At 48.4% G+C, this 19,719-nt stretch carries 16 protein-coding genes and 1 pseudogene; 14 read left to right on the top strand and 3 right to left on the bottom strand.

The window, feature by feature from the left end; translation table 11 throughout:
• Positions 1 to 100: 100 nt before the first annotated feature.
• Positions 101 to 892, top strand: a pseudogene (locus tag B9Y77_RS16335) (Gfo/Idh/MocA family protein); the annotation flags it as partial.
• 255 nt (positions 893 to 1,147) lie between these two features.
• The gene (locus B9Y77_RS16330; protein WP_369597153.1) at positions 1,148 to 2,068 is read left to right on the top strand and encodes a TolB family protein; all 921 of its coding nucleotides are present in this window, start codon (positions 1,148 to 1,150) and stop codon (positions 2,066 to 2,068) included.
• Positions 2,069 to 2,159: 91 nt separating this feature from the next.
• Here the strand turns inward: B9Y77_RS16330 and B9Y77_RS08315 are convergent, their stop codons facing one another.
• The 3 genes from B9Y77_RS08315 to pepT form a co-directional block, all read right to left on the bottom strand.
• Positions 2,160 to 2,915, bottom strand: coding sequence for a fibrobacter succinogenes major paralogous domain-containing protein (locus tag B9Y77_RS08315; protein WP_085491185.1), 756 nt, complete (start codon positions 2,913 to 2,915; stop codon positions 2,160 to 2,162).
• A 64-nt stretch (positions 2,916 to 2,979) separates the two neighbouring features.
• Entirely contained in the window at positions 2,980 to 4,533 is a 1,554-nt protein-coding gene (locus B9Y77_RS08310) for an SLC13 family permease (RefSeq protein WP_085491184.1), read from the bottom strand.
• An 85-nt stretch (positions 4,534 to 4,618) separates the two neighbouring features.
• Positions 4,619 to 5,866, bottom strand: a complete 1,248-nt coding sequence (gene pepT, locus B9Y77_RS08305; protein WP_085491183.1) for a peptidase T — start codon at positions 5,864 to 5,866, stop codon at positions 4,619 to 4,621.
• 88 nt (positions 5,867 to 5,954) lie between these two features.
• On the opposite strand from pepT, the gene B9Y77_RS08300 reads away from it, so the two are divergent.
• From B9Y77_RS08300 to B9Y77_RS08245, 12 genes are all read left to right on the top strand, one after another.
• Positions 5,955 to 6,461, top strand: coding sequence for a very short patch repair endonuclease (locus B9Y77_RS08300; protein ID WP_085491182.1), 507 nt, complete (start codon positions 5,955 to 5,957; stop codon positions 6,459 to 6,461).
• Between the two features lie 51 nt (positions 6,462 to 6,512).
• Positions 6,513 to 7,223, top strand: a complete 711-nt coding sequence (locus B9Y77_RS08295; protein ID WP_085491181.1) for a nitroreductase family protein — start codon at positions 6,513 to 6,515, stop codon at positions 7,221 to 7,223.
• Positions 7,224 to 7,353: 130 nt separating this feature from the next.
• Positions 7,354 to 7,857, top strand: coding sequence for an RNA polymerase sigma factor (locus B9Y77_RS08290; RefSeq protein ID WP_085491180.1), 504 nt, complete (start codon positions 7,354 to 7,356; stop codon positions 7,855 to 7,857).
• Entirely contained in the window at positions 7,854 to 8,651 is a 798-nt protein-coding gene (locus tag B9Y77_RS08285; protein ID WP_139829283.1) for a hypothetical protein, read from the top strand. The genes B9Y77_RS08290 and B9Y77_RS08285 overlap by 4 nt, the downstream gene beginning before the upstream one ends.
• Positions 8,651 to 10,963 carry a caspase family protein gene (locus B9Y77_RS08280; RefSeq protein WP_085491178.1) on the top strand — a complete coding sequence of 771 codons (2,313 nt, stop codon included), beginning with the start codon at positions 8,651 to 8,653 and terminating at the stop codon, positions 10,961 to 10,963. The genes B9Y77_RS08285 and B9Y77_RS08280 overlap by 1 nt, the downstream gene beginning before the upstream one ends.
• Before the next feature lie 151 nt (positions 10,964 to 11,114).
• Entirely contained in the window at positions 11,115 to 13,559 is a 2,445-nt protein-coding gene (locus B9Y77_RS08275; RefSeq protein ID WP_254899968.1) for a TonB-dependent receptor plug domain-containing protein, read from the top strand.
• The gene (locus tag B9Y77_RS08270; RefSeq protein WP_085491176.1) at positions 13,543 to 15,312 is read left to right on the top strand and encodes a DUF4249 family protein; all 1,770 of its coding nucleotides are present in this window, start codon (positions 13,543 to 13,545) and stop codon (positions 15,310 to 15,312) included. Before B9Y77_RS08275 ends, B9Y77_RS08270 begins: the two co-directional genes overlap by 17 nt.
• A 91-nt stretch (positions 15,313 to 15,403) precedes the next feature.
• Positions 15,404 to 16,240, top strand: a complete 837-nt coding sequence (locus B9Y77_RS08265; RefSeq protein WP_085491175.1) for a DUF3450 family protein — start codon at positions 15,404 to 15,406, stop codon at positions 16,238 to 16,240.
• Positions 16,237 to 17,880 carry a MotA/TolQ/ExbB proton channel family protein gene (locus B9Y77_RS08260; RefSeq protein ID WP_254899967.1) on the top strand — a complete coding sequence of 548 codons (1,644 nt, stop codon included), beginning with the start codon at positions 16,237 to 16,239 and terminating at the stop codon, positions 17,878 to 17,880. The genes B9Y77_RS08265 and B9Y77_RS08260 overlap by 4 nt, the downstream gene beginning before the upstream one ends.
• Positions 17,881 to 17,925: 45 nt before the next feature.
• Positions 17,926 to 18,630 carry a MotA/TolQ/ExbB proton channel family protein gene (locus B9Y77_RS08255; RefSeq protein WP_014545653.1) on the top strand — a complete coding sequence of 235 codons (705 nt, stop codon included), beginning with the start codon at positions 17,926 to 17,928 and terminating at the stop codon, positions 18,628 to 18,630.
• 24 nt (positions 18,631 to 18,654) lie between these two features.
• The gene (locus B9Y77_RS08250) at positions 18,655 to 19,059 is read left to right on the top strand and encodes an ExbD/TolR family protein (protein ID WP_014545652.1); all 405 of its coding nucleotides are present in this window, start codon (positions 18,655 to 18,657) and stop codon (positions 19,057 to 19,059) included.
• Positions 19,060 to 19,070: 11 nt separating this feature from the next.
• Positions 19,071 to 19,718, top strand: coding sequence for an energy transducer TonB (locus B9Y77_RS08245; protein WP_085491174.1), 648 nt, complete (start codon positions 19,071 to 19,073; stop codon positions 19,716 to 19,718).
• The last annotated feature ends 1 nt before the right edge of the window (position 19,719 follow it).

The following is a 19,719-nucleotide window of genomic DNA, read 5'->3' as shown; positions in this document are numbered from 1 at the left end:
GCAACTGAAAAACGGGTTTGATTTTATTCGGCTACAGTGGTAAACAGGGGGTGCAAAATTTTTTTTGAAGTTTCGGGCGCGATCGATTTATATTTATGGTATGAAAAATTTGAAGTTTGCGATTCTTGGGTGCGGTCATATTGCGACAAAGATGGCCGCTGCTGTTAAAACTTTGGAAAATCAGGGAATGGGCGTGGAATGCTACGCTGTGGCATCCCGCGATTTGGAAAAGGCGACTGCTTTTGCCAAGGAATATGGCTTTGAAAAAGCGTATGGCAGTTACGAGGAACTTGTTGCGGATTCTGCAATCGATTTGATTTATATTGCGACGCCGCATTCGCATCATCATGTATTTACAAAACTTTGTATTGAACATGGCCGAAATATTCTTGTCGAAAAGGCTTTTACGGCGAATGCAAAACTTGCGGCAGAAGTGATTTCGCTCGCGCATGATAAGGGCGTTTTCTTGTGCGAAGCGATGTGGACGCGATTCTTGCCTGCGCTAGAGACGATTCGTAGCTGGATTCGCGACGGTCGCATTGGAAATGTTGAATCGGTTGAAGCTGATTTCTCGATGAAACTTAGCAATCGTGACCGTATGCATGACCCTGCGCTTGCGGGCGGTGCGCTTTTGGATATCGGTATTTACAGCCTTACGTTTGCGGACTTGTTCCTTGGCACACGCGAAACTTCTGATGGCAATTTCGTCCGTAACGAAATCACGTCGATGGATTGCAAATGCGTCAAGTTCAAGACGGGCGTGGATGCGAGCGACTGGATAAATCTCACGTACGAAAACGGCCAAAAAGCATATCTTAAGACTTCAATGGTTTCGCCGACGCATAACGAGGGCGTGATTTACGGAACGGCTGGGCAAATCCGCGTGCAGAACTTGAATGATATGGTGAAACTGGAATTGCTTGACGATGCCGGAAATGTCGTTGAAACCGTTGAGCCTTCGCGTCTTTGCAACTGCTACGAATACGAAGTTCTCGCTTGCAAGGAAGCGATTGAAAATCCCGCGCAATTCCGGCACGAAATTTGCGATGGCCCGGCGTACTCCGTCGTTTGGGAACGCCCGGAAATGACTCATGCCAAAACGATGGAATTCATGACGCTCATGGACAAGATTCGCGAGCAGTTTGGCGTGAGTTACACGTTTGAAATTTCTCCGGGTGAAACGTGGAATCGTAACGGCGACAAGTCTATTTTGCAAGTGTTCGATATCGAAACTGGCGAAGCGAAGGTTCTCAAGGAATTCGACTGCGTGATTGAAGCCCCAAACTGGAGCGCTGACGGAGCGTTCCTCACGTACAATAGCAATGGTCGCATTTTCAAGTACACGCTTGCAACAGGTGAGGTGACAGAAATCGAAAGTCATTATGTGGATAACTGCAATAATGACCACGTTCTTGATCCGGATGGCAGCGGCATTTACGTGAGCCACCACTCCAAAGAAGACGGACTTTCACGCATTTACAAGATTTATTTTGATGGCCGCGAACCGCGATTGGTGACGCCCCTTGCGCCAAGCTATTTGCATGGAATCACGCCTGACGGGAAAACGCTTGCGTACTGTGCCGAACGCAACGGCTCGTATGACATTTACACAATTCCGGCGGCGGGCGGTAACGAAACTCGCCTCACAACTGCATTTGGACTGAATGACGGTCCTGAATATGATTGCAATGGCGAATATATCTGGTTTAATTCCGAACGCTCTGGGCGTATGCAGGCATTCTGCATGAAGGCGGATGGCTCCGAACAAACGCAGATGACGCATGACTTGCATTGGAATACCTGGTTCCCGCATATTTCGCCGGACCATCAAAAGGTCGTGATGGTGGCATACACGGAAACGGATGTGCGACCGGGCGAGCATGTGCCTAACAAAAATGTGGAACTCCGCTTGATGCGCCGCGCACTCCCTGCAGATTCTTGGTCTGCACCGCAAACGATTCTTAAACTCTTCGGCGGTCAAGGAACTATCAATGTCAATTCCTGGGCTCCCGACAGCAAACGCTTTGCTTTTGTAAGTTACGTTCACGGCAACGATTCATCCAACTAACACCCCTCCTCGGAACGGAAACGCACTTACAAGAACACAAAAAGCCCTCGCGAATACTCGCGAGGGACTTTTGTATAGGCTTCGCCGTCAATTACACGTTCTTCACACAGCGGATTGAAAGTGCGTCGGATCTGTACACGCCTTCGATATCAACGGAATTGTTGGTAATGCTCAGGCGGAATGCATTAGCCTTGCCGTATTCATCCTTGCTCCAGAAACGGGCGCGTCTGCTGAAATGGCAGAAGTTGCCGTTGTCAAAGCGGTAACCCGCCGGGAGCGCGAAGAATCCGAACGTATCCTTGCCCTTGTTCTTCCACATGAATTTGCCGCGCAACTCACCACCATCGGACTTTGCGTCAAGATTGCTGAGGAGCTGTTCCCATTCCTTGTTGCTCGGAATATGCCAACCTTCTGGGGCAATGCCTTTGTAGTTCTTGTCCTTGATTTTGTTGTGCATCTCGATGTCTTTTGCCGTAGACTGTTCAGCGTATTCATCAGGAATGTCCAAAGCCTTTGTCCATGTGTACAAACGACCAAACTTTGCGACGTTCGATTCATCGTTGTTCGGAGCGTAGCTACCTTCGGTCTTGAAGCGCAGGTTTTCTGCCATCCAGACCTGGTTTCCGATTTGAATGGTGCGGTACGTTTCTCCATCGCGGGCGTCCGTGAATGTCCCGTATTTGAACTTGGCTTCGTTTTCCTTGACGCAGTCTTCGTAAGGCGTGTTGTTCAAAGCTTCGGGCGCATTCTGCTTGGTTTCCTTGCTGATTCTACGCCCTAGTGCGTATGCAGCAACGACGATGACAATGAGAACAAAGATATTGAATATGATGAATGAAATATGCATAGTAACCTCCGTATGTTTAATGTATAATCTTTTTTGATGAAACTGATAACTTTAACTTATATTATTAAAAGGGAAAAATCAAAGTTGTTATAAATATATTTGCGGCTAGGATGATAAAATTCATTGGAAGGCCGATTTTAACAAAATCTGTAAAATGGTAACCGCCCGGGCCGTAAACGAGCATGTGGGTGGGGGAGCCAATCGGGGTAGCAAAGCTACTGCTTGCGGCAATCATGAGTGCGATACAGAATGTGAGCTGGTTTACGCCAAGGGCGCTCGCGGCGCTCAATGCAATGGGGCAGAACAGTGCTGCTGCTGCTGTATTGCTGATGAATTCGGTGATGAAGGTTGCGACAACGCACATGATGGCAAGTGTAATGTAGGGGTTACTCCCGCTCACGCTCAGAATGCTGTTTGCGATTTTTGAGGCGACACCGGTGATTTCAAGCGCTTTGCCAAGGCAAATGCTTCCTGCAAAAACGATGATGATTTCCCAGTTGATGGCGTTCATTGCTTGCGTGCTTGAACAGCAACGGAAAAGGATCATGGCTGCGGCAGCGAGTATGCAAGACGAAAGTAACGGCATTATATTAAATGCCGAAAGGAGCACCATGGCAATCATGATTGCTGCGGAAATAACGGTTTTCTTTCCAAATTTTTTTCCGACGGCTGCGTTTTCAATGACGCCTTCCAGATGCTCGTTTTTCAAGTTGAGGTTGTTGCAAATCCACTGGAGTTGCTCCGCCTTGCCCGATACGATGATGTGGTCTGCGCCCATGATGATGGAATCGGGGGTAGCAACTTCGACTTCGTTATCGAAACGGCGGATGGCGAGAATGCCGTTCTTGTCTTTCTCGAAACCGCGCGGATTGCTGTCGTAGATTTCTCGCAAAGTCATGCCGATAAAGTTATGCTTTGAGGGCACGCAGAGTTCGAGTGTCATTTCGTCATCGCTGAGCCCGCTTAACGGGGACTTGCGTTCGGGGAGGAGCTTCTGCAGTGCGATGACAGACAAAATGCCAACAGCAAGGCAGAATAGCCCGCAAATCGTTGTCGTGAAAATCCCGAGATGGATGCCGGTCGCGTCGGTGTAGAGCCCTGAAATAATGAGGTTTGGTGGAGTTCCGATCAAGGTGCAGATGCCGCCCATTCCAGAAGCGTAACTGAGTGGGATCAAAAGCTTGGACGGCGAAATGCCGAGCTTTTTGGACCAAATCTTCACGATGTTGATGAACAAGGCGACGATGGTCGTGTTGGTGAGGAGAGAACTTAAAAGGGCGACGGGGAGCATGAGGCGCGTGATGGCTCCCGTGAGAGTTTTTGGGGTGCCCATCAGGTGCTTGACAATCCAGTTCAAAACGCCTGTCTGATTGAGACCTGCAATGACTGCGAAAAGGACGCCAATGACGAGGACGGACGGTGCGCAGAAACCGCCAAATGCGCTCTTGACATCAAGGACTCCGCTTATGAATAAAGCGGACATGGCGGCGACAAAGATGAGGTCGGTGCGCAATTTTGAAAACATCATGGACGCAAAAAGTGCGAGGATTACAGCTATTGTAAACCACGCATTTCCCGAGAGTCCCAATAGTTCAAAAGAAAGTAAACCTTGTAACATTCTTCCCTCCACTGGGGAAATCTATAATAATATTACAAGGATTTCAAACGGCTAATTATTTCAAATTGGAATGATTTCGGGGCTTTTAACCCCTGCTGGTGGCGATTCTCTTGATGATGCGGACGACTGTTTCCATGCCTTCGACGGTCACGTGTTCGAAGGGACCGTGGTAGCCGTAGCCGCCCGTGCCGAGATTTGGGCAGGGGAGTCCCATAAAGCTGAGTTTGGCGCCGTCGGTGCCGCCGCGCACAGGGTCGCTTACCGGCGTGATGTTTTCGGCAGCAATGGCGGTGCGTGCGCGTTCAAGGACTTCAGGCGTTTTTTCGATGATCTGCAGCATGTTGCTGTAGGAATGCTTGAGCTCGAGCTCGATAGAGCCTTCGCCGAATTTTTCGTTAAACTTTTTGGCGATTTCGCGTAGGAATTCTTGGCGTTCTTCAAATCGCGTCTGGTCGTGGTCGCGGACGATGTAGCTGAGTGTCGCTTCGGTCACGTCGCCTTGCATGTCGGTCAGGTGGTAGAATCCTTCGCGGCCTTCGGTGGTGGCGGGTGTTTCGTTTTCGGGGAGCGCCATCGCAATTTCGGCGGCCATGAGGCTTGCGTTTTTCATGATGCCCTTGGCTTCGCCGGGATGCACGCCCTTGCCGTGAATCTTGAAGGTGGCGCTTGCGGCGTTGAAGTTCTCGTAAGCGATGTCGCCTTCGTATCCGCCGTCGACGGTGTAGGCGTATTTAGCCGTGAAATAGCTCAAGTCCAGACGGTCGGCGCCGCGTCCGATTTCTTCGTCTGGTGTGAAGCAGACCCAAATGTCTCCGTGGCCGGAGAGGTTCTCGTAACCGCGGCTTTCGGCGTGGCGGTCGATTTCGATGAGCTCTTCCATGGCGGTCACGATTTCGGCAATGCCTGCCTTGTCGTCGGCGCCGAGGAGCGTTGTGCCGTCAGTCGTGATGAGTGTGCGGCCCTTGAGCCATTTGAGCGTGGGGAAGTCTTCGACCTTGAGCACAGCTCCCGAGCCCTTGAGGGGTACATCTTCGCCATCGTAATCTTCGATGATTTGCGGTTTCGGGTTTACGCCCGAAAAATCCGGTGACGTGTCCATGTGACTGATGAATCCGATGGGCGTGTCGCTTTCGCGGCCTTCGGTGGCGGGCAGAAGTCCGTAGACGTAGCCGTTCTCATCCATCTTCACTTGTGAAAGTCCAATCTGTTCAAGTTCCTCGGTCAAAAACTTGGCGAGTTCGAGTTGCTGCTTGGTACTCGGGCAACTTTCGCTATTCTCGTCGGAGGTGGTGGTGAAGCTCACGTATTTTAAAAAGCGGTCTTGAACTTTCATTTTGTGCCTGCTATTAAAAAATCAAAATAAATTACACTGTTGTTACGCAATTAAATTTATCTTTTTTAATGTAATTGGGATCACGATAGTGGATAAAGTTTCAAAAAAATCGAGTGCCAAGAAAAAGGCGGCAAAAAGGCGCAGGTCTCGCAAGCCGATGACCCGCTCGCAGATGATGCAGGCGGTCCATTCGGAGGATACAAAGCCCGAGATGATTGTGCGCAAGGCGCTTTTTGAGGCTGGGTTCCGCTATCGGCTTCACCGTCGGGATTTGCCGGGGACGCCGGATATTTTCGTACAAAGGTATGGGGTTGCGATTTTTGTGAACGGGTGTTTTTGGCACCAGCACGGTTGCAAGCTCACGAGCCGTCCGAAGTCGAATTCTGCATTTTGGAACGACAAGTTCGACCGCAACATTGTGCGCGATATTAAAACGCAACACGAACTTTCGCTCTTGGGGTATCGCGTGGCGATTGTCTGGGAGTGTTCCTTGCGTGTAGAAGGTGTTGCCGATGCGGGGAATATGGGGGCAGCCCTCACGTTGGAGCGCTTAATTGATTTTATCAAGAGTGATGACGAGACAATTGAGCTGTAAAATTGTAGTTTAGAACAGAAAAGATTGGGGAGCTTTAGAGAAGGAGGCTTTATGACTATTGAAGAGGCTGTTTTAGCACGACATTCTGTGCGTAGGTATGCTTCGACGCCTTTGACCAAAGAGCAGGTCGAAGAATTGCAGTCGCGGATTCGTTGGTTGAATGAAAATTTTGCACTCCACATGCAGCTTGTTTTAAATGACGATGTGGCATTTAGCGGTCGCTTGGCGCATTACGGCTCGTTTCGAAATGTGAAAAATTACATTGCGATTGCGGGTCAAAAGTCTGTGGCGGGGTGCGAAGCTTCGCTCGATGAACGCGTGGGGTATGCGACGGCGGATATCGTGCTTTTGGCGCAGATGATTGGGCTCAATACTTGCGTGGTCGGTCTTACGTTCAAGAAGACTCCGACGATTGAAATTGACGATGGCGAAAAGCTGGAACTCGTGATTGCGATTGGCAATGGGGAGACGCAGGGTGTGCAGCACCCGATGAAGCCTGTGACGCGAATTGCGCCGGATTACGATCAATCTCCGGATTGGTTTAAGAAGGGGATTGATTGTGTGATGCTTGCGCCTTCGGCTTTGAACCAGTTCAAGGCTAAATTTAGCGTTGATGAGAGCGGTCGTGTTTTTGCGGAGAAGCGTTTGGGCTTTTTTAGCAAGGTCGATCTTGGAATTTTCAAGTATTTCTTTGAAATTGGCTCTGGCAAGGAAATTTTCCGCCGTTCCATGCAAACTTTGCGCAGTTCAGACACGATTTAGCGCTGTCATCCCGGCCGCATTGCTTTGTCATCCCGGCCTTGTGCCGGGATCGACTTCTTATTTATAGAGAATAATTCAAAATTTTTATTTTTTAGGTAACACTTTTGAATACCTCCGGTGTTACATAAACGTGAAAAGCCTAGAAACCTTAAAAAAAGCAGGATTTGCAAAGATTTACGAGAAGTATGCGCCTATGGTCTATAGGCGCTGCCTGCAACTCCTTCGCGATGACGCTGATGCTAGCGACCTCATGCAAGACGTTTTTTTGCGGATTTACTCTGCATCGGAACGCCTGGATATGGAATCGCCGAGCAGCCTTTTGTGGAATACGGCAACGAGACTTTGCCTCAACCGCATTCGTGACAAGCGCCGTCGTGGACTTGACGTAGATTCTTCTAGCCTGCTTTTGAGCATCGCCTGTGCCGAAGACGAGCATGACGATTACGAAACGAAAAATGTGCTGGCAAAGCTCTTTTCGAAGGAACCCGAATCTAGCCGCACAATGGCAGTCCTCCATTTTGTCGATGGAATGACGCTCGAAGAGACTGCCCGTGAAGTCGGACTCTCGGTAAGCGGTGTGCGCAAGCGTTTGCGCGGGTTGCAGGCCAAAGTTAAAACTCTGGAGGTTCAGTGATGATTCCCGATTGGAAATTAGAACGATTCCTGACTGGCGATTTGCCGGAAGAAGAAATGAATAAGCTTCGCGAGCTTGAAGCGAATGATGCGGTATTTGCAAATCGCGTAAAAATGCTCCGTGAAGACAATAAGGCGATTTTGAGCAAGTTGCCGTTTGAAACGCTTGCCGCGAATCTTGGAACGGTAACGAAAACTGCTGGGACTGCTGCGAAAAATGCGCCGCGCTTTACGTTCGTGAAATTTGCGGCTGCGGCGATGTTCGTTTTTGCGGTTGCATTGGTGGCGTTCTTTGCCCAAAGCGAAACTTCCGTGATGAACGAACGCGTGGGTAGCGATGTCGCTAATGTCAATGGCTCGCAAAATACGCAGGTTGCGCTTGCCGAAAATGAATCCGATACGCGAATCAAGGGACTTGACGCCCGCATGGAAGTCTGGAAAAAGACTTCGGTCGGAATTGTCCAGCTGAACGATCTTGATTCTGTCGGCGAAGGTGATGAAATCCAGTTGCGCTATGCCGTCCCCGAGAAATGCTTTGGACTCCTTTTTAGCATGGACGGCAATGGCGCTCTGACTCTCCACATGGGCGACGGCGTGAAGGCAATTGAACTTGCACCGGGTAAGATGAATTCACTCCCGTTTGCGTACAAGCTTGATGATGCTCCGTACTTTGAAAAGTTCTTCTTCGTGACTTCTCCCAAGGAATTTGCGGTTGAAGAAAATGATGTCGATAAGTTGCTCAAGAGAAGCGACGTGAAGGTGATTGGTTTTACTCTCAAGAAGGTGGGTAAATAATGTTTATGATTTCGAATAAGGCTTTTGGGGTGTTGTCTGGTTTGTCTTTTGCATTTCTTTTTGTTTTGCTCTTTTTGGCTTCTAATGCCGATGCTGCAACAGAATCGGGCCGTATCAATCGCTACGTAGTGGCCGTGAGTGCCAATAACGGCGGGGCTGGCCGTCCGATGCTTCGCTATGCGGAAAGTGATGCCCGATCGTTTGCCAAGGTGCTCAAGGAAATGGGTGGCGTGCTTCCGCAGAACGTGATTCTTGTGAAGGAACCTTCTGTTGTTGCTTTGCAAAAGGAATTTGCGAATCTCGATGCAAAAATTTTGCAGGACAAGGCCTCTAATGGTCGCGACGAAGTGCTCGTCTATTACAGCGGTCACGCCGACGAAAAGGGTCTCCGTTTGGGCGAAGAAACTTACGCCTGGAAGGACTTGCGCAATCGCATTGACGCCCTCAGTGCCGATGTGAAAATTGCTGTGATTGATGCTTGCGGTTCTGGTGCAATTACCCGCGTGAAAGGTGGTAAGGCGGTGCCTGCTTTTATGGTCGATCAGAGCAGTGACATGAAGGGCTATGCGTTTATCACGAGCAGCACGCAAGATGAATCTAGCCAGGAAAGCGATAAGCTCAAGGGCTCGTTCTTTACGCATTCGCTTGTGAGCGGTCTCCGTGGCGCAGGCGACTTGAGCAGCGATGGCCGCGTGACGCTCTCGGAAGCGTACCAGTTTGCATTTAACGAAACGCTCCAGAAAACGGAAACAACGCTGGGTGGCGCTCAGCATCCGAGCCGCGACATGAATCTTGCGGGTACGGGTGACGTGGTGATGACCGATTTGCGTGCGACTGGCGCTGGACTTGATGTCGATGAAAATGTTTCTGGTCGCTTGTACATCCGCGATGCCGATGGTGAACTCGTTGCAGAACTCAACAAGAAGCGCGGACGCGCCATGAGTCTGGGGCTTCCGCCGGGCAATTACACGGTGAATCTCCAGCACGATCTTGATTACATGGGCGCTTCTGTGAAGCTTGTGAACGGCAAGCGTGAAAAGATTACGGCTGAAAATTTCAAGAGCGTCATGGCCGAACAGACTGTGTTGCGCGGTGAAATCGGTGGCAATAGAATGTGCTCCAGCGGAGATACAATTGCATGCTCGCTTGATTCCTTGGATCATCATGGTCGCTTCCGTACCACTTTTAAATTCGTGGATCGCGATAAGGAACCTCGTAAGGGATTGCAGTTGGGTTTGCTCACAACTCATGCTAACGATTATATGCTCGGTACGCAGGTAAGCTTGATCGCAAATATCGCGAAAAAGGAAATGCATGGATTGCAAGCGACGACGGTTATCAACGTGGCGAGAAAGCATTTTGAAGGTGTGCAGATTTCTAGTGCAGTAAACTATGCTGGCTCATTTTCGGGTTCGCAGATTGGTACAGCAGTGAACTTTACTAAAGACAAGTCTTCTGGCGCTCAGATCGGTGTTGTGAACTTGGCGATTGACACGCTTAAAGGATTCCAGGTTTCCGCGGGCGTGAACTATGCAAAGGCGACCAAGATGCAGATCACTGCTGGTGTGAATGCTGCGGAATCTTCGAATTTGCAAGTCGTTGCAGGTGTTAACGTTGCCAAAGAAACGGATGTCCAAGTTTCTGCAGGTGTCAATGCAGCTAAGAAGAGCGATATTCAGGTGGTTGCCGGTGTGAATGCCGCTCACGAGAACAACAAGCTCCAAGTCGGTGTTGTCAACTATGCGACAAAGGAATCTGGCCGTCAGTGGGGTATTGTTAACGTCTGTGCCCATTGCGAAAAGACTCCGGTCGGTATCATCAACATCGTCGGAAACGGCGTGTGGAGCGTGACCCCTTACATCAACGAAATGGGAGCGCTCGGCGGATCAGTCCATTTGGGTACAGCGTACTTCTATAGCGCTTTGGAATGGGCTTGGTTCTTCAAGAAGGGCTCTGGCTTTAGCGAATTCGAGAAGAAGTACGAAAATGGCTTTGGTATTGGTACGCAATTCGGGCAGTACGGAAGCCACTGGGAACTGGAATACATGTTCTTGACGGTCTACGACAAATTCCGCCTTAAAGATGAAGGCAAGTTTGGGTATCACCATCGTGGACGTGTGGGCTATGTGTACCAAGTGTTCCCGGGCTTTGGCCTCTCGGTGGGTGGCACGCTGAACTTGACGAGCGAAGGCTATTTGAATAAGCTGTTGCTCAAACCGCTTGGCGATTATCACGATGACGTGAGCTACAAAGATCATAAAGGTCGCTGGTGGCCGGGATTCTACGCTGGCTTTACCATCGGACGATTCTAAAAACGTTGTACTATTAACCTGTCATGCCCGCCATTGAGCGGGCATTTCCTGTTTAACAAACGAAAAAAATTATTTTTTGAATTATGTGGTAACACTTTTTGTACCTTGAGGTGTTCCATTGGGGAAAGGAACCGAAATTGTAATGAATTTTATGCTGCGAATTGTTGTTTTTTTGTCGATGATGGTTGCGTTTGCCGCAGCCCACGAAAGTATTATCTTCAATGGAATTGTTCAGGATGACTCGTTTGAAGCTCACGAAAAGCTGAATGTTGAAATTCTTGAAACGGGCGAGGCTCTGCAGACGACCGTGGGGACGCCTTTTAGCGTTGTTCTCCCTGCCGATACGCTTTGGAACATTTGCGTGACGAACTCGGATACTTCTGGTGCCGAGAAGGAAAAATGTTATGAACTCCTGTATTTCGGTAACGATAGCACATTCAGCAAAACGCTTGGCCCCAACGAAGTCACTGTTGACGAAACGATTTCGAACGGAGGTGCGGGTGCCATTGTGAGTGACGCGCAAGCGGAGTCGAAGGATCCGGCGGCAATCTCCGATAGCACTTCCGATGTTGATGTAGAAAAGCTTCTCGCTTCGGGTGGTGCAAATTCCAAAGTGACCGAGCTCAAAAAAGTTGTGGTGCAATTGCGCCGCCGCCCCAAACGCAAGCCGGGTGAATCTGTTGTTTCTGCAAAGTCCATCAAACGCATGCCGGGACTTGCTGAAGCCGATGTCATCAAGAGCATTCAGGCGCTCCCGGGCGTTGTCGCAAGTTCCGATTTCAGTTCCAAGATTTATGTGCGCGGCGGCGCTGCCGACCAGAATCTCTTCCTGTTCGATAACGCTGTCGTCTATTCTCCGGTGCATTTCTTTGGACTTTTCAGCACGTTTCTCGTTGAAGGCATTGACGATGTGCAATTCTACAAGAGCGGATTCCCGGCGCAGTACGGCAATCGTTTGAGTTCTGTGCTCAAGATGGATGGTCGTGCGGGCGGTCAGGATTCTGTAGATGAATGGTTTAGCAAAACGAGCGTCAAGATAAGCACTTTTGCAGCCCAGCTCCATACAGAAGGCCATCAAGGTCCAGCGCGTTGGGTGCTTGCAGGCCGTACAACTTACATTGGCTACATTCTCGATTTGTGCAATGCGATTGGTCTTTTAGATTTGGATTTGGACTATGAATTTACGGACTTGCAGGGAACGTTTATGTACAACTTCTCTGAAGATACTCGCCTGAAACTCAGCTTCTATATGGGTAAGGACCGCTTGGAATTTGACCCGCTTTATATGGACTGGGGTAACATCGCTATTCCGCTTGGTATTTACCACCGCATCAATGGCAACTGGGATTACAATGCAACGCTTGCCTATAGCAAATTCTACCAGACGATGAAAGTGAGCGATCTCATGTCGATTGAAATGCTGCTTTATACCTTTGCGGGTAAACAGTGGCTGAACTATCGCGGTATCGACAATCATACGTTTACTTTGGGTTATGAACTTGAATACGATTACGAACGCTATCAAGAAAAAATGGCTTCAATTAGCGTTGCTGATATTGAAAATGCGTTCCATCACGTCGCTTATGTGCAGGATGCCTGGAAAATTTCGCCAGATTTGCTGTTGCAATATGGATTGCGTTTCAATTACCAGACTGCTTCAAAACATTTTGGTGTTGAACCGCGTGCCTCGTTGTCCATCAATCTTGATGAATCGAAATCGCTGGAACTTTACGGCGGTTACTACTTGCAGTACATGAATTCAATTGTCTATACCGATCAGGAAACACTCAACGAATTCTATTACCCGGCGACGACAACGACGGATGGAAAACACATCAAACCCGCTTCCTCTTGGCTAATGGCGGCGGAGTACAGCCATCGCGACCTCTTTGAAGGTTATGATTTTACCGCAGGCGTTTATTATAAAACGCAAAATAACTTGAATACGTTTGCGATGAAACAGGACACTAGCGATAATTCGTCGTCTTCTGAGGAGCTTGTACTTGCGGATAATTTTGGCACGGCAGATGGTTATTCATTCGGTTATGAGCTTTCGTTGCGTAAAAATAATGGTTGGTGGTTTGGTGGAATCAACTGGAGCCAAAGTGTTAGCGTAGCTCGCGCGAATGATGGTTCTAAGCCGTATTTCCCGAGTTGGCATCAGCCGTATGCTTTAAAGTTGGATTTGGGCATTAACTGGAAAGGTGGTGACGATGCCTTGTGGCGTCACAAGAAAAAAGGCCGCTATTTCCGTTCGTCACTTGCGCTCAAGTATTCATCGGGAATGCCGATTAGTGAGTACAAAGGATATTACCTGCAACAGGAAATCGGAACGCAAAAGTATTCTGACGATATCGTAGTACTCCCGGGAAGCCGCAATGCGGGCCGCCAGACAGACTACTTTAGAATTGACTTGAAGGCTGTTGATATGGGTCGCGAAGGCAAATGGAACTTTAGCTGGACGATTATCAACTTGACGAATCACGACAACATGTTCTACACCTTCTACGATACGCGTAAGAATCCTCCGAAGAAAACAGAAATTACTCAGTTCCCCTTTTTACCGATTATGCTGAATTATGAATACTATTTCTAGACAAAAGAAAAATTGTGTCATCCTGAGCGAAGTCCGTAAGGACGTAGTCGATGGATCTTGTAGGCGATTCCTTTCGTCTCTCGTCTGGATTCTCTCGTCTGTTTATTTTGTGGCTTGCGATTTTCATGGCCCATGGGAATACTATCCCGAAGAGCGTGAAGTCTATACGGGCATTTATACGTACGGATACATTCTTGAAAGTGGAGAAACCAAAATTTGTTTCTCGAAAGTCTATGAACTTGATGAAGCTTCATCTCAGGACTTCAGTTTCTATGATAGCGCCTATGTTACGGTTAGTGGCTTGTTTAATTACAACCGCAAGGAAAATAGAGACGCCACGATAGAACTTTATCATCATGGACCGAATTGTTTCTCGCAAAGCAGTTATGAAGGAATTGCTGGCGAATCCTATACGATGAACGCTTATTTTGTGTGGGATAGCGCTGGACAAACGGTGGCTTCAACCTATAAGGCTGTGGCTACTGTTCCGAATAGAATTAAAGTAAATGGCATGAGTGCTCCCCAACAGGATGGAAGCTACAAGTGGATTGAAAATCCATGGAACGATGCGTCAAGGCGTCTTTATCCCATTGATGATTTTACGATTGATTTTTTGGAATATCCAATGGATATGCAATTTGTAAAGGTTTCTATGGAATATGATAATTCAGTACGTGGAGTACTCTCCATTATGAATTATGATATCAATAATGGGGAATCGCAAAACACGACGATGAACCAGATGTTTAAGGGTATGACTGATGCCGATGAAACAGGTTATCGCGGAATTTCTATGCATGACCCGTTGGAAAAACAGCAAAACCTCGGTTTTTCGTCAAATCGCACTATTGCTGGAGTTAAGAATCTTGACACTCTTTACCTGATGAATATGATGCTTCCGTTGGGAAAAATTACGGTAGATTTTTATTCGACGGATGATGCGTATGTTGATTATGTGGATAAGGTAAAACAGTCTGTGGAGGATTCGCGCGTTATCCCGGAATCGAATATTGAAAATGGAATGGGCGTGTTTAGCGGAATGGCAAAAACACAGATAAGTATTATGGTCAATGGTGATGGTGTTGGTTTTTATCATATCGCAAATCGCAACTGTGCCAATGAAAAAGGGGACAATGCAGAAAGTTGGGACTCTCGCGGGTGTAGACTTTATCAGGACGTAATCTGTTCTGGTGGAATAAGCGAATTGATGCTTGATGGTTGGCTTGAAACGGATTTGATTGATGCCAATGAACGTGCTGCCGAAATTTATAGAGATTCGGTCTACAATAGAGGTGAAAAAGGTTGCTATGCGTCTAATGTCAAAGCGGCGATGACGCTGGATACTACAAAATGGTCTCTCTTCTTGCCCGATACGATTAATGCCGAAGATAAGGCTAATGCGTATGCCGATGGCTTAAAACGTTATTGTGTCGCAAGTAATTTCGAAAGCAATCACATTGCAGACTGTTCTAGCTTGGAAAAAGAATGCATGGAAGACCCTGAAAGAAATAATTGCAAGGAATATCTATGGCTCTGGTGTGCGGATCGTGGCTGGGATTTCTATAGATACGATCAATGCCGTTCCGCTTTTGTGAGCCGCTATTACCTTCAAAATCTTAAATCTAGTGTTCTTCATCGTGAAGTGGAATACGAATGTCGTTATTGGTTGAACTATGGAGAAGACGTTGTTTTCCGTAATCGTATGTGCGGGAATTGGTGCAAAGTCGAGGACAATCAAGTGAAATGTCAATAATTTTTTGAATAAATCATCAAACACGGTGACACTTTTGATGGGGTCAGGTGTTTAAATAATGTAATTTAGAGACAACCTATTTGGAATAGTTATGAAACGATTGAATATATTGCCTTTTGCGGTCCTTGTTTTCTCGCTTTCGGGCCTAGCTTTTGCAGACTACGAGTCCGAAATTCGCGATTTGAAACTGCAAAAGGAAAAGCTGAATTCTGAAATTCAAAATTTGAATACTCGAATCGCGTCGACGGATTCGATGCTACGTGCAGATGCATCACACCGCCAGTTGCTTGAACAGCGCTACAAGGCGGATGTTGAACGCCGTAATCTGGAAATCGATAGCTTGAATGCTAAGATTCGCAAGGTGGCCGCTAGCCTCCAGCAGGAGCGCAACAAGCAGGCTCGCGCGAAGAACAAGAGCGATAACGTGGCCGCAAAACGCCGTGCATTGCGCGGTGAACTTGCCAAAATCTGTAAACAGCTCGAAGTCCAAATTGCGCAGACGCTCCCGTGGGAACGCGACAAGCGCCTTGATCGTGCAAAATCTTTGACGCGTGAAATCGAAAGCGGAAACGTGACCGAAGAAGAAGCATTTTCTCGCATGAAGTCGCTCGTGAATGAAGAAATCAAGTTTGGCGATGAAGTTTCTGTGGTCAACAGCCCGCTCACTCGCAAAAACGGCGAAATTGTGAATGCGACAATTCTCCGCATAGGGAACCAGTGGATGGTCTATGTCGATGAAAACGGAGCCTCTTATGGTCGCCTGGAACGTAAGCTGGAAAACGATAAGATTGTTTATGAATGGAACGAAGAATTGAATCTTGAGGAACGCGCCGCTGTGAAACTTGCTATCGACGTGAAACAGGCGAAAAAGCCTCCTCAGATTGTGAAATTGCCTGTAAGTTTGTCTGTTGTGGGAGGCGTGAGATGATTTTAGACGAAAGAACGGGCATGGTCCTACAGACGAGAGACGAAAGAAATGGAGTCATCCTGAGCGGAGCACGTAGTGCGAAGTCGAAGGATCTAGTGAAGTTTTTTGCAATTGTCTTAATGCTCGCCTCTTCTGCTTTTGCATGGCCGTGGTCGAGCGACAAGAAAAGCGCCGAAGACGAAGCCCGCATCAAGGATTCCTTGTTGCAAGTCGAAGTGCGCAATTTGCAGCGCGAAGTCGAAACGCTTACCCGAATCCGCATGCAAAAAGCCGATTCCCTTGAAAAGCTCGATGCCAAGCATTGGAGCAATCGCTATGCCGAATCGCAGCTGACCGAAGAACACCAGAATAAAACGCGTGAACTGGACGGTCGTTATTCTAAGCTTTCGACAGATCTTGGCCGCGTCACCGAAGAAGTGATGGCAAACAAAAATGTCACCGAAGAAGCGGAAGAAAAGTCCAAGAGCGAAGAAATTGCATTCGACGCGCTCAACACGCAAGTGAAGCTTTCCATTGAAAAGACGCTTGGCGATGTCGCTGGCGATTATCCGGTCGGGATGAACAAGCGCCTTTTGAACTTGAAACGCGCCAGTGCTGAAGCCGAAAAAAATGTGCCGAATACGATTGCTGCGGTGCAGGGCTATATGGCTGATTTGCTTGCCCGTCACGAAGTCACTTACACGCAGTCTTACGGTGCTGAACTTTCGCAGGTTGGTACGCGTCCGGATGTGAACGTGAATCGTTTGCGCTTGGGAACGGTGTTCCTCGGCGAAGTTGCAAACGACAATGGCGATGTGCAGGCGCTATTGCGCTCTGGTGCTTTGCAGGGCAAGGTCTTTGAATGGAATGCAAATTTGCCCACGGAAATGGCGGCGAACATCAAGGCTGCCGTGAACCAGGCTGGGACGGTGTCTGGTAACGCAACGGACGCTCAGTCTGCAACTATCGCAATTCCGCTCGATGTGCTGCAGAACAAGGCCATCAAGAATTCCATCACCGATACGAAAGAACTCACTTGGACCGAAGAATTCAAGGTGTTCTTCAAGAAGGGCGGTATCGTTATGTATCCGCTGATGCTCGTGGCGATCATTGCGCTCCTCTTGTTCCTTGAACGTTTCGTGGTGCTTTCTTACCGTGGTCATCTCGGCCGTCGCTTCACCAAGAAGATGGATGCGCTTGTCGCTGAGAAAAAGTACGAAGAAGCCGCAAATCTTTGCCTTAAGAAAGAGACGAGTCTTGCAATGGTGCTTTTTGCCGTGCTGAACAAGGTAAACGACACGCGTGAAAATGCGGAACGCTCCTTGCAAGAAGCTTTGCTCCGTGAACAGCCGAAACTCGAACGCCGCATGGGCCTTCTGGCTGCGATGGGAACGATTGCTCCGCTCTTGGGCTTGCTCGGTACGGTGACCGGTATCATCACGCTCTTTACCGTGATTACCGAAGTTGGGACGAATGACGCTCGCGTACTTGCGGGCGGTATTTCCGAAGCTCTTGTGACGACGGAAATGGGCCTTGTCATTGCAATCCCTGTGATGATTTTGCATGGCCTCCTGAGCGAAAAGATTGAAAAAATCACCAGCGAACTCTACGTGCAAAGTACTTCTCTTATGAATAAAGTCTTTGGAAAGGAAAGTAAGTAAAATACGTCATTGCGAGCCGAAGGCGAAGCAATCTAATCATGAATTATGACTGATTTTCATTACATATTCATAGAATCTCTGCGGAATACGTACGAGGCGGGTGGCGTAGTAATGCTACCCATCCTCTTGTCGGGCGTTGTTGGATTCTATTTCCTTTTCTCGAGCTGGTTTCGCATCGGTAGCGATTTTTTCAGAAAGGATATCACTAAAGTCGTGAGGCGTATGCAGCGCGGCTTGACCGGCGAAAGAGCTGTTGTTGGAACCGAATCTTCCTCTGATGAACAGCGTGTGCAGACGACTTTGACAAACCTTCGCAAACGCGGTGGATTTCTTTCAAGAGAACTTTCTTACGCGATTGAAATTGCGCAAAAAAATTATGACGAATTTCGCGATTACATGCAAGTACGCATGATGAAAAGTGTGCGCTACATGGAACAAGGGAACCACATTGTTTCTGTGATGGCTGCAGCCGCTCCGCTCTTGGGCCTGCTTGGAACGGTCACGGGAATGGTCTCGACTTTTGAGGTGATCACGTTGTATGGAAACCAGAACCCGGTGCTGATGGCGGATGGAATTTCAGAAGCCTTGATTTCGACGCAGAGCGGGCTCTTGATTGCGTTCCCGCTGACTCTTATGAAACAGCGTTTGGACGAACGCATTGAAATCTTGAAGCAGGAAATGGAACTTGGCGCAACGGTAATCGACAACTATTTTGCAACCCGAGCTGGACAACGTCATTGCGAGCCGTAGGCGAAGCAATCTAAAGGATTTGTTATGGAATTTAATTTACCGAGAAGAAAACAGAAAGACGTGGGCATTGAAATGGGTCCGCTGATGGATATCGTGTTCATCTTGCTCATCTTTTTTGTGGTGACGTCGTCGTTCACTCGCGAAACGGGTGTGGATGTGACGAAACCGCAGGCGCAATCGGCGAGCCAACTTGAAAAAGAAAACTTGCTCATAGCCATCACGCGCGAAGGGACGATTCACATGAATGAACGCCAGGTGGATTTGGCGAGCCTGCAAGACATCTTGAAACAGTCTCTTGCGAAAGCGCCCGACCGCGAAGCCGTCGTGATTGCGGACAAGGAATCCGAAACCGGCGTGCTCGTTCAGGTCATCGATATGTGCAATTTGGCCGGCGTCAAAAAAGTCTCCATCGCCGCCCAAGCAGAGTAACTGAGTGAATAATGCGAAAGTTTGTAAAAAAGTTTTTAAAGCGTTTTACAATCCTTCTCGCGGCGATTCTCGCGAGCATGGTTCTCGTGTTCTCCGTGACGATGGCGAACTTGTTCTTGACGGGTAAAATTTTCCACGAAAAGAAATTCGTCAAGACCGAAGTCTCTGTGAAAAAAGTTGAAGAAGTCGACAAGAAGATTGAGAAAAAACGCACGGCACGCAAGCCGAACCGTCAAAAGTCCAATTCGCGCTCGCCCAAAGCGGGACCGCGTTTTGCCATGGCTCTTGGCGCCGTTTCAGGAACTGCGGGTGCTGCCATTAACAGCGAGCTCGTTGCCGATTTTCGAGGTGGTGCTCTGTCCGCTGAAAAAGGCGATGTCGATAAAAAGCCCGAAAGCCGCTCTGTCGCAAACTTTCAGGTGCCGCCGCAAATCCGTGACCGCGAAATAGATGCCATGCTCCGCCTCAGTTTCTGTGTGGATGTTGGCGGTCGTGCGTATGATATCAAAGTCATCGAAGAGTCTCCCGCAGGCTCTGGACTTGCGCAAGCGGGGAAGGATGCTATTGCTCGTATGACTTTTGCCCCTGCTGAAAAGGACGGCAAAGCCGTTGCTTTCTGTGGCATGGAACAACCCTTCGAAGTGAAGTTTAGAGACTAGT

This window comes from Fibrobacter sp. UWB13, assembly GCF_900177805.1.
Lineage (GTDB): Bacteria > Fibrobacterota > Fibrobacteria > Fibrobacterales > Fibrobacteraceae > Fibrobacter.
The sequence above is the reverse complement of the archived record's forward strand: the minus strand, read 5'-3'. Positions and strand labels throughout refer to the sequence as shown.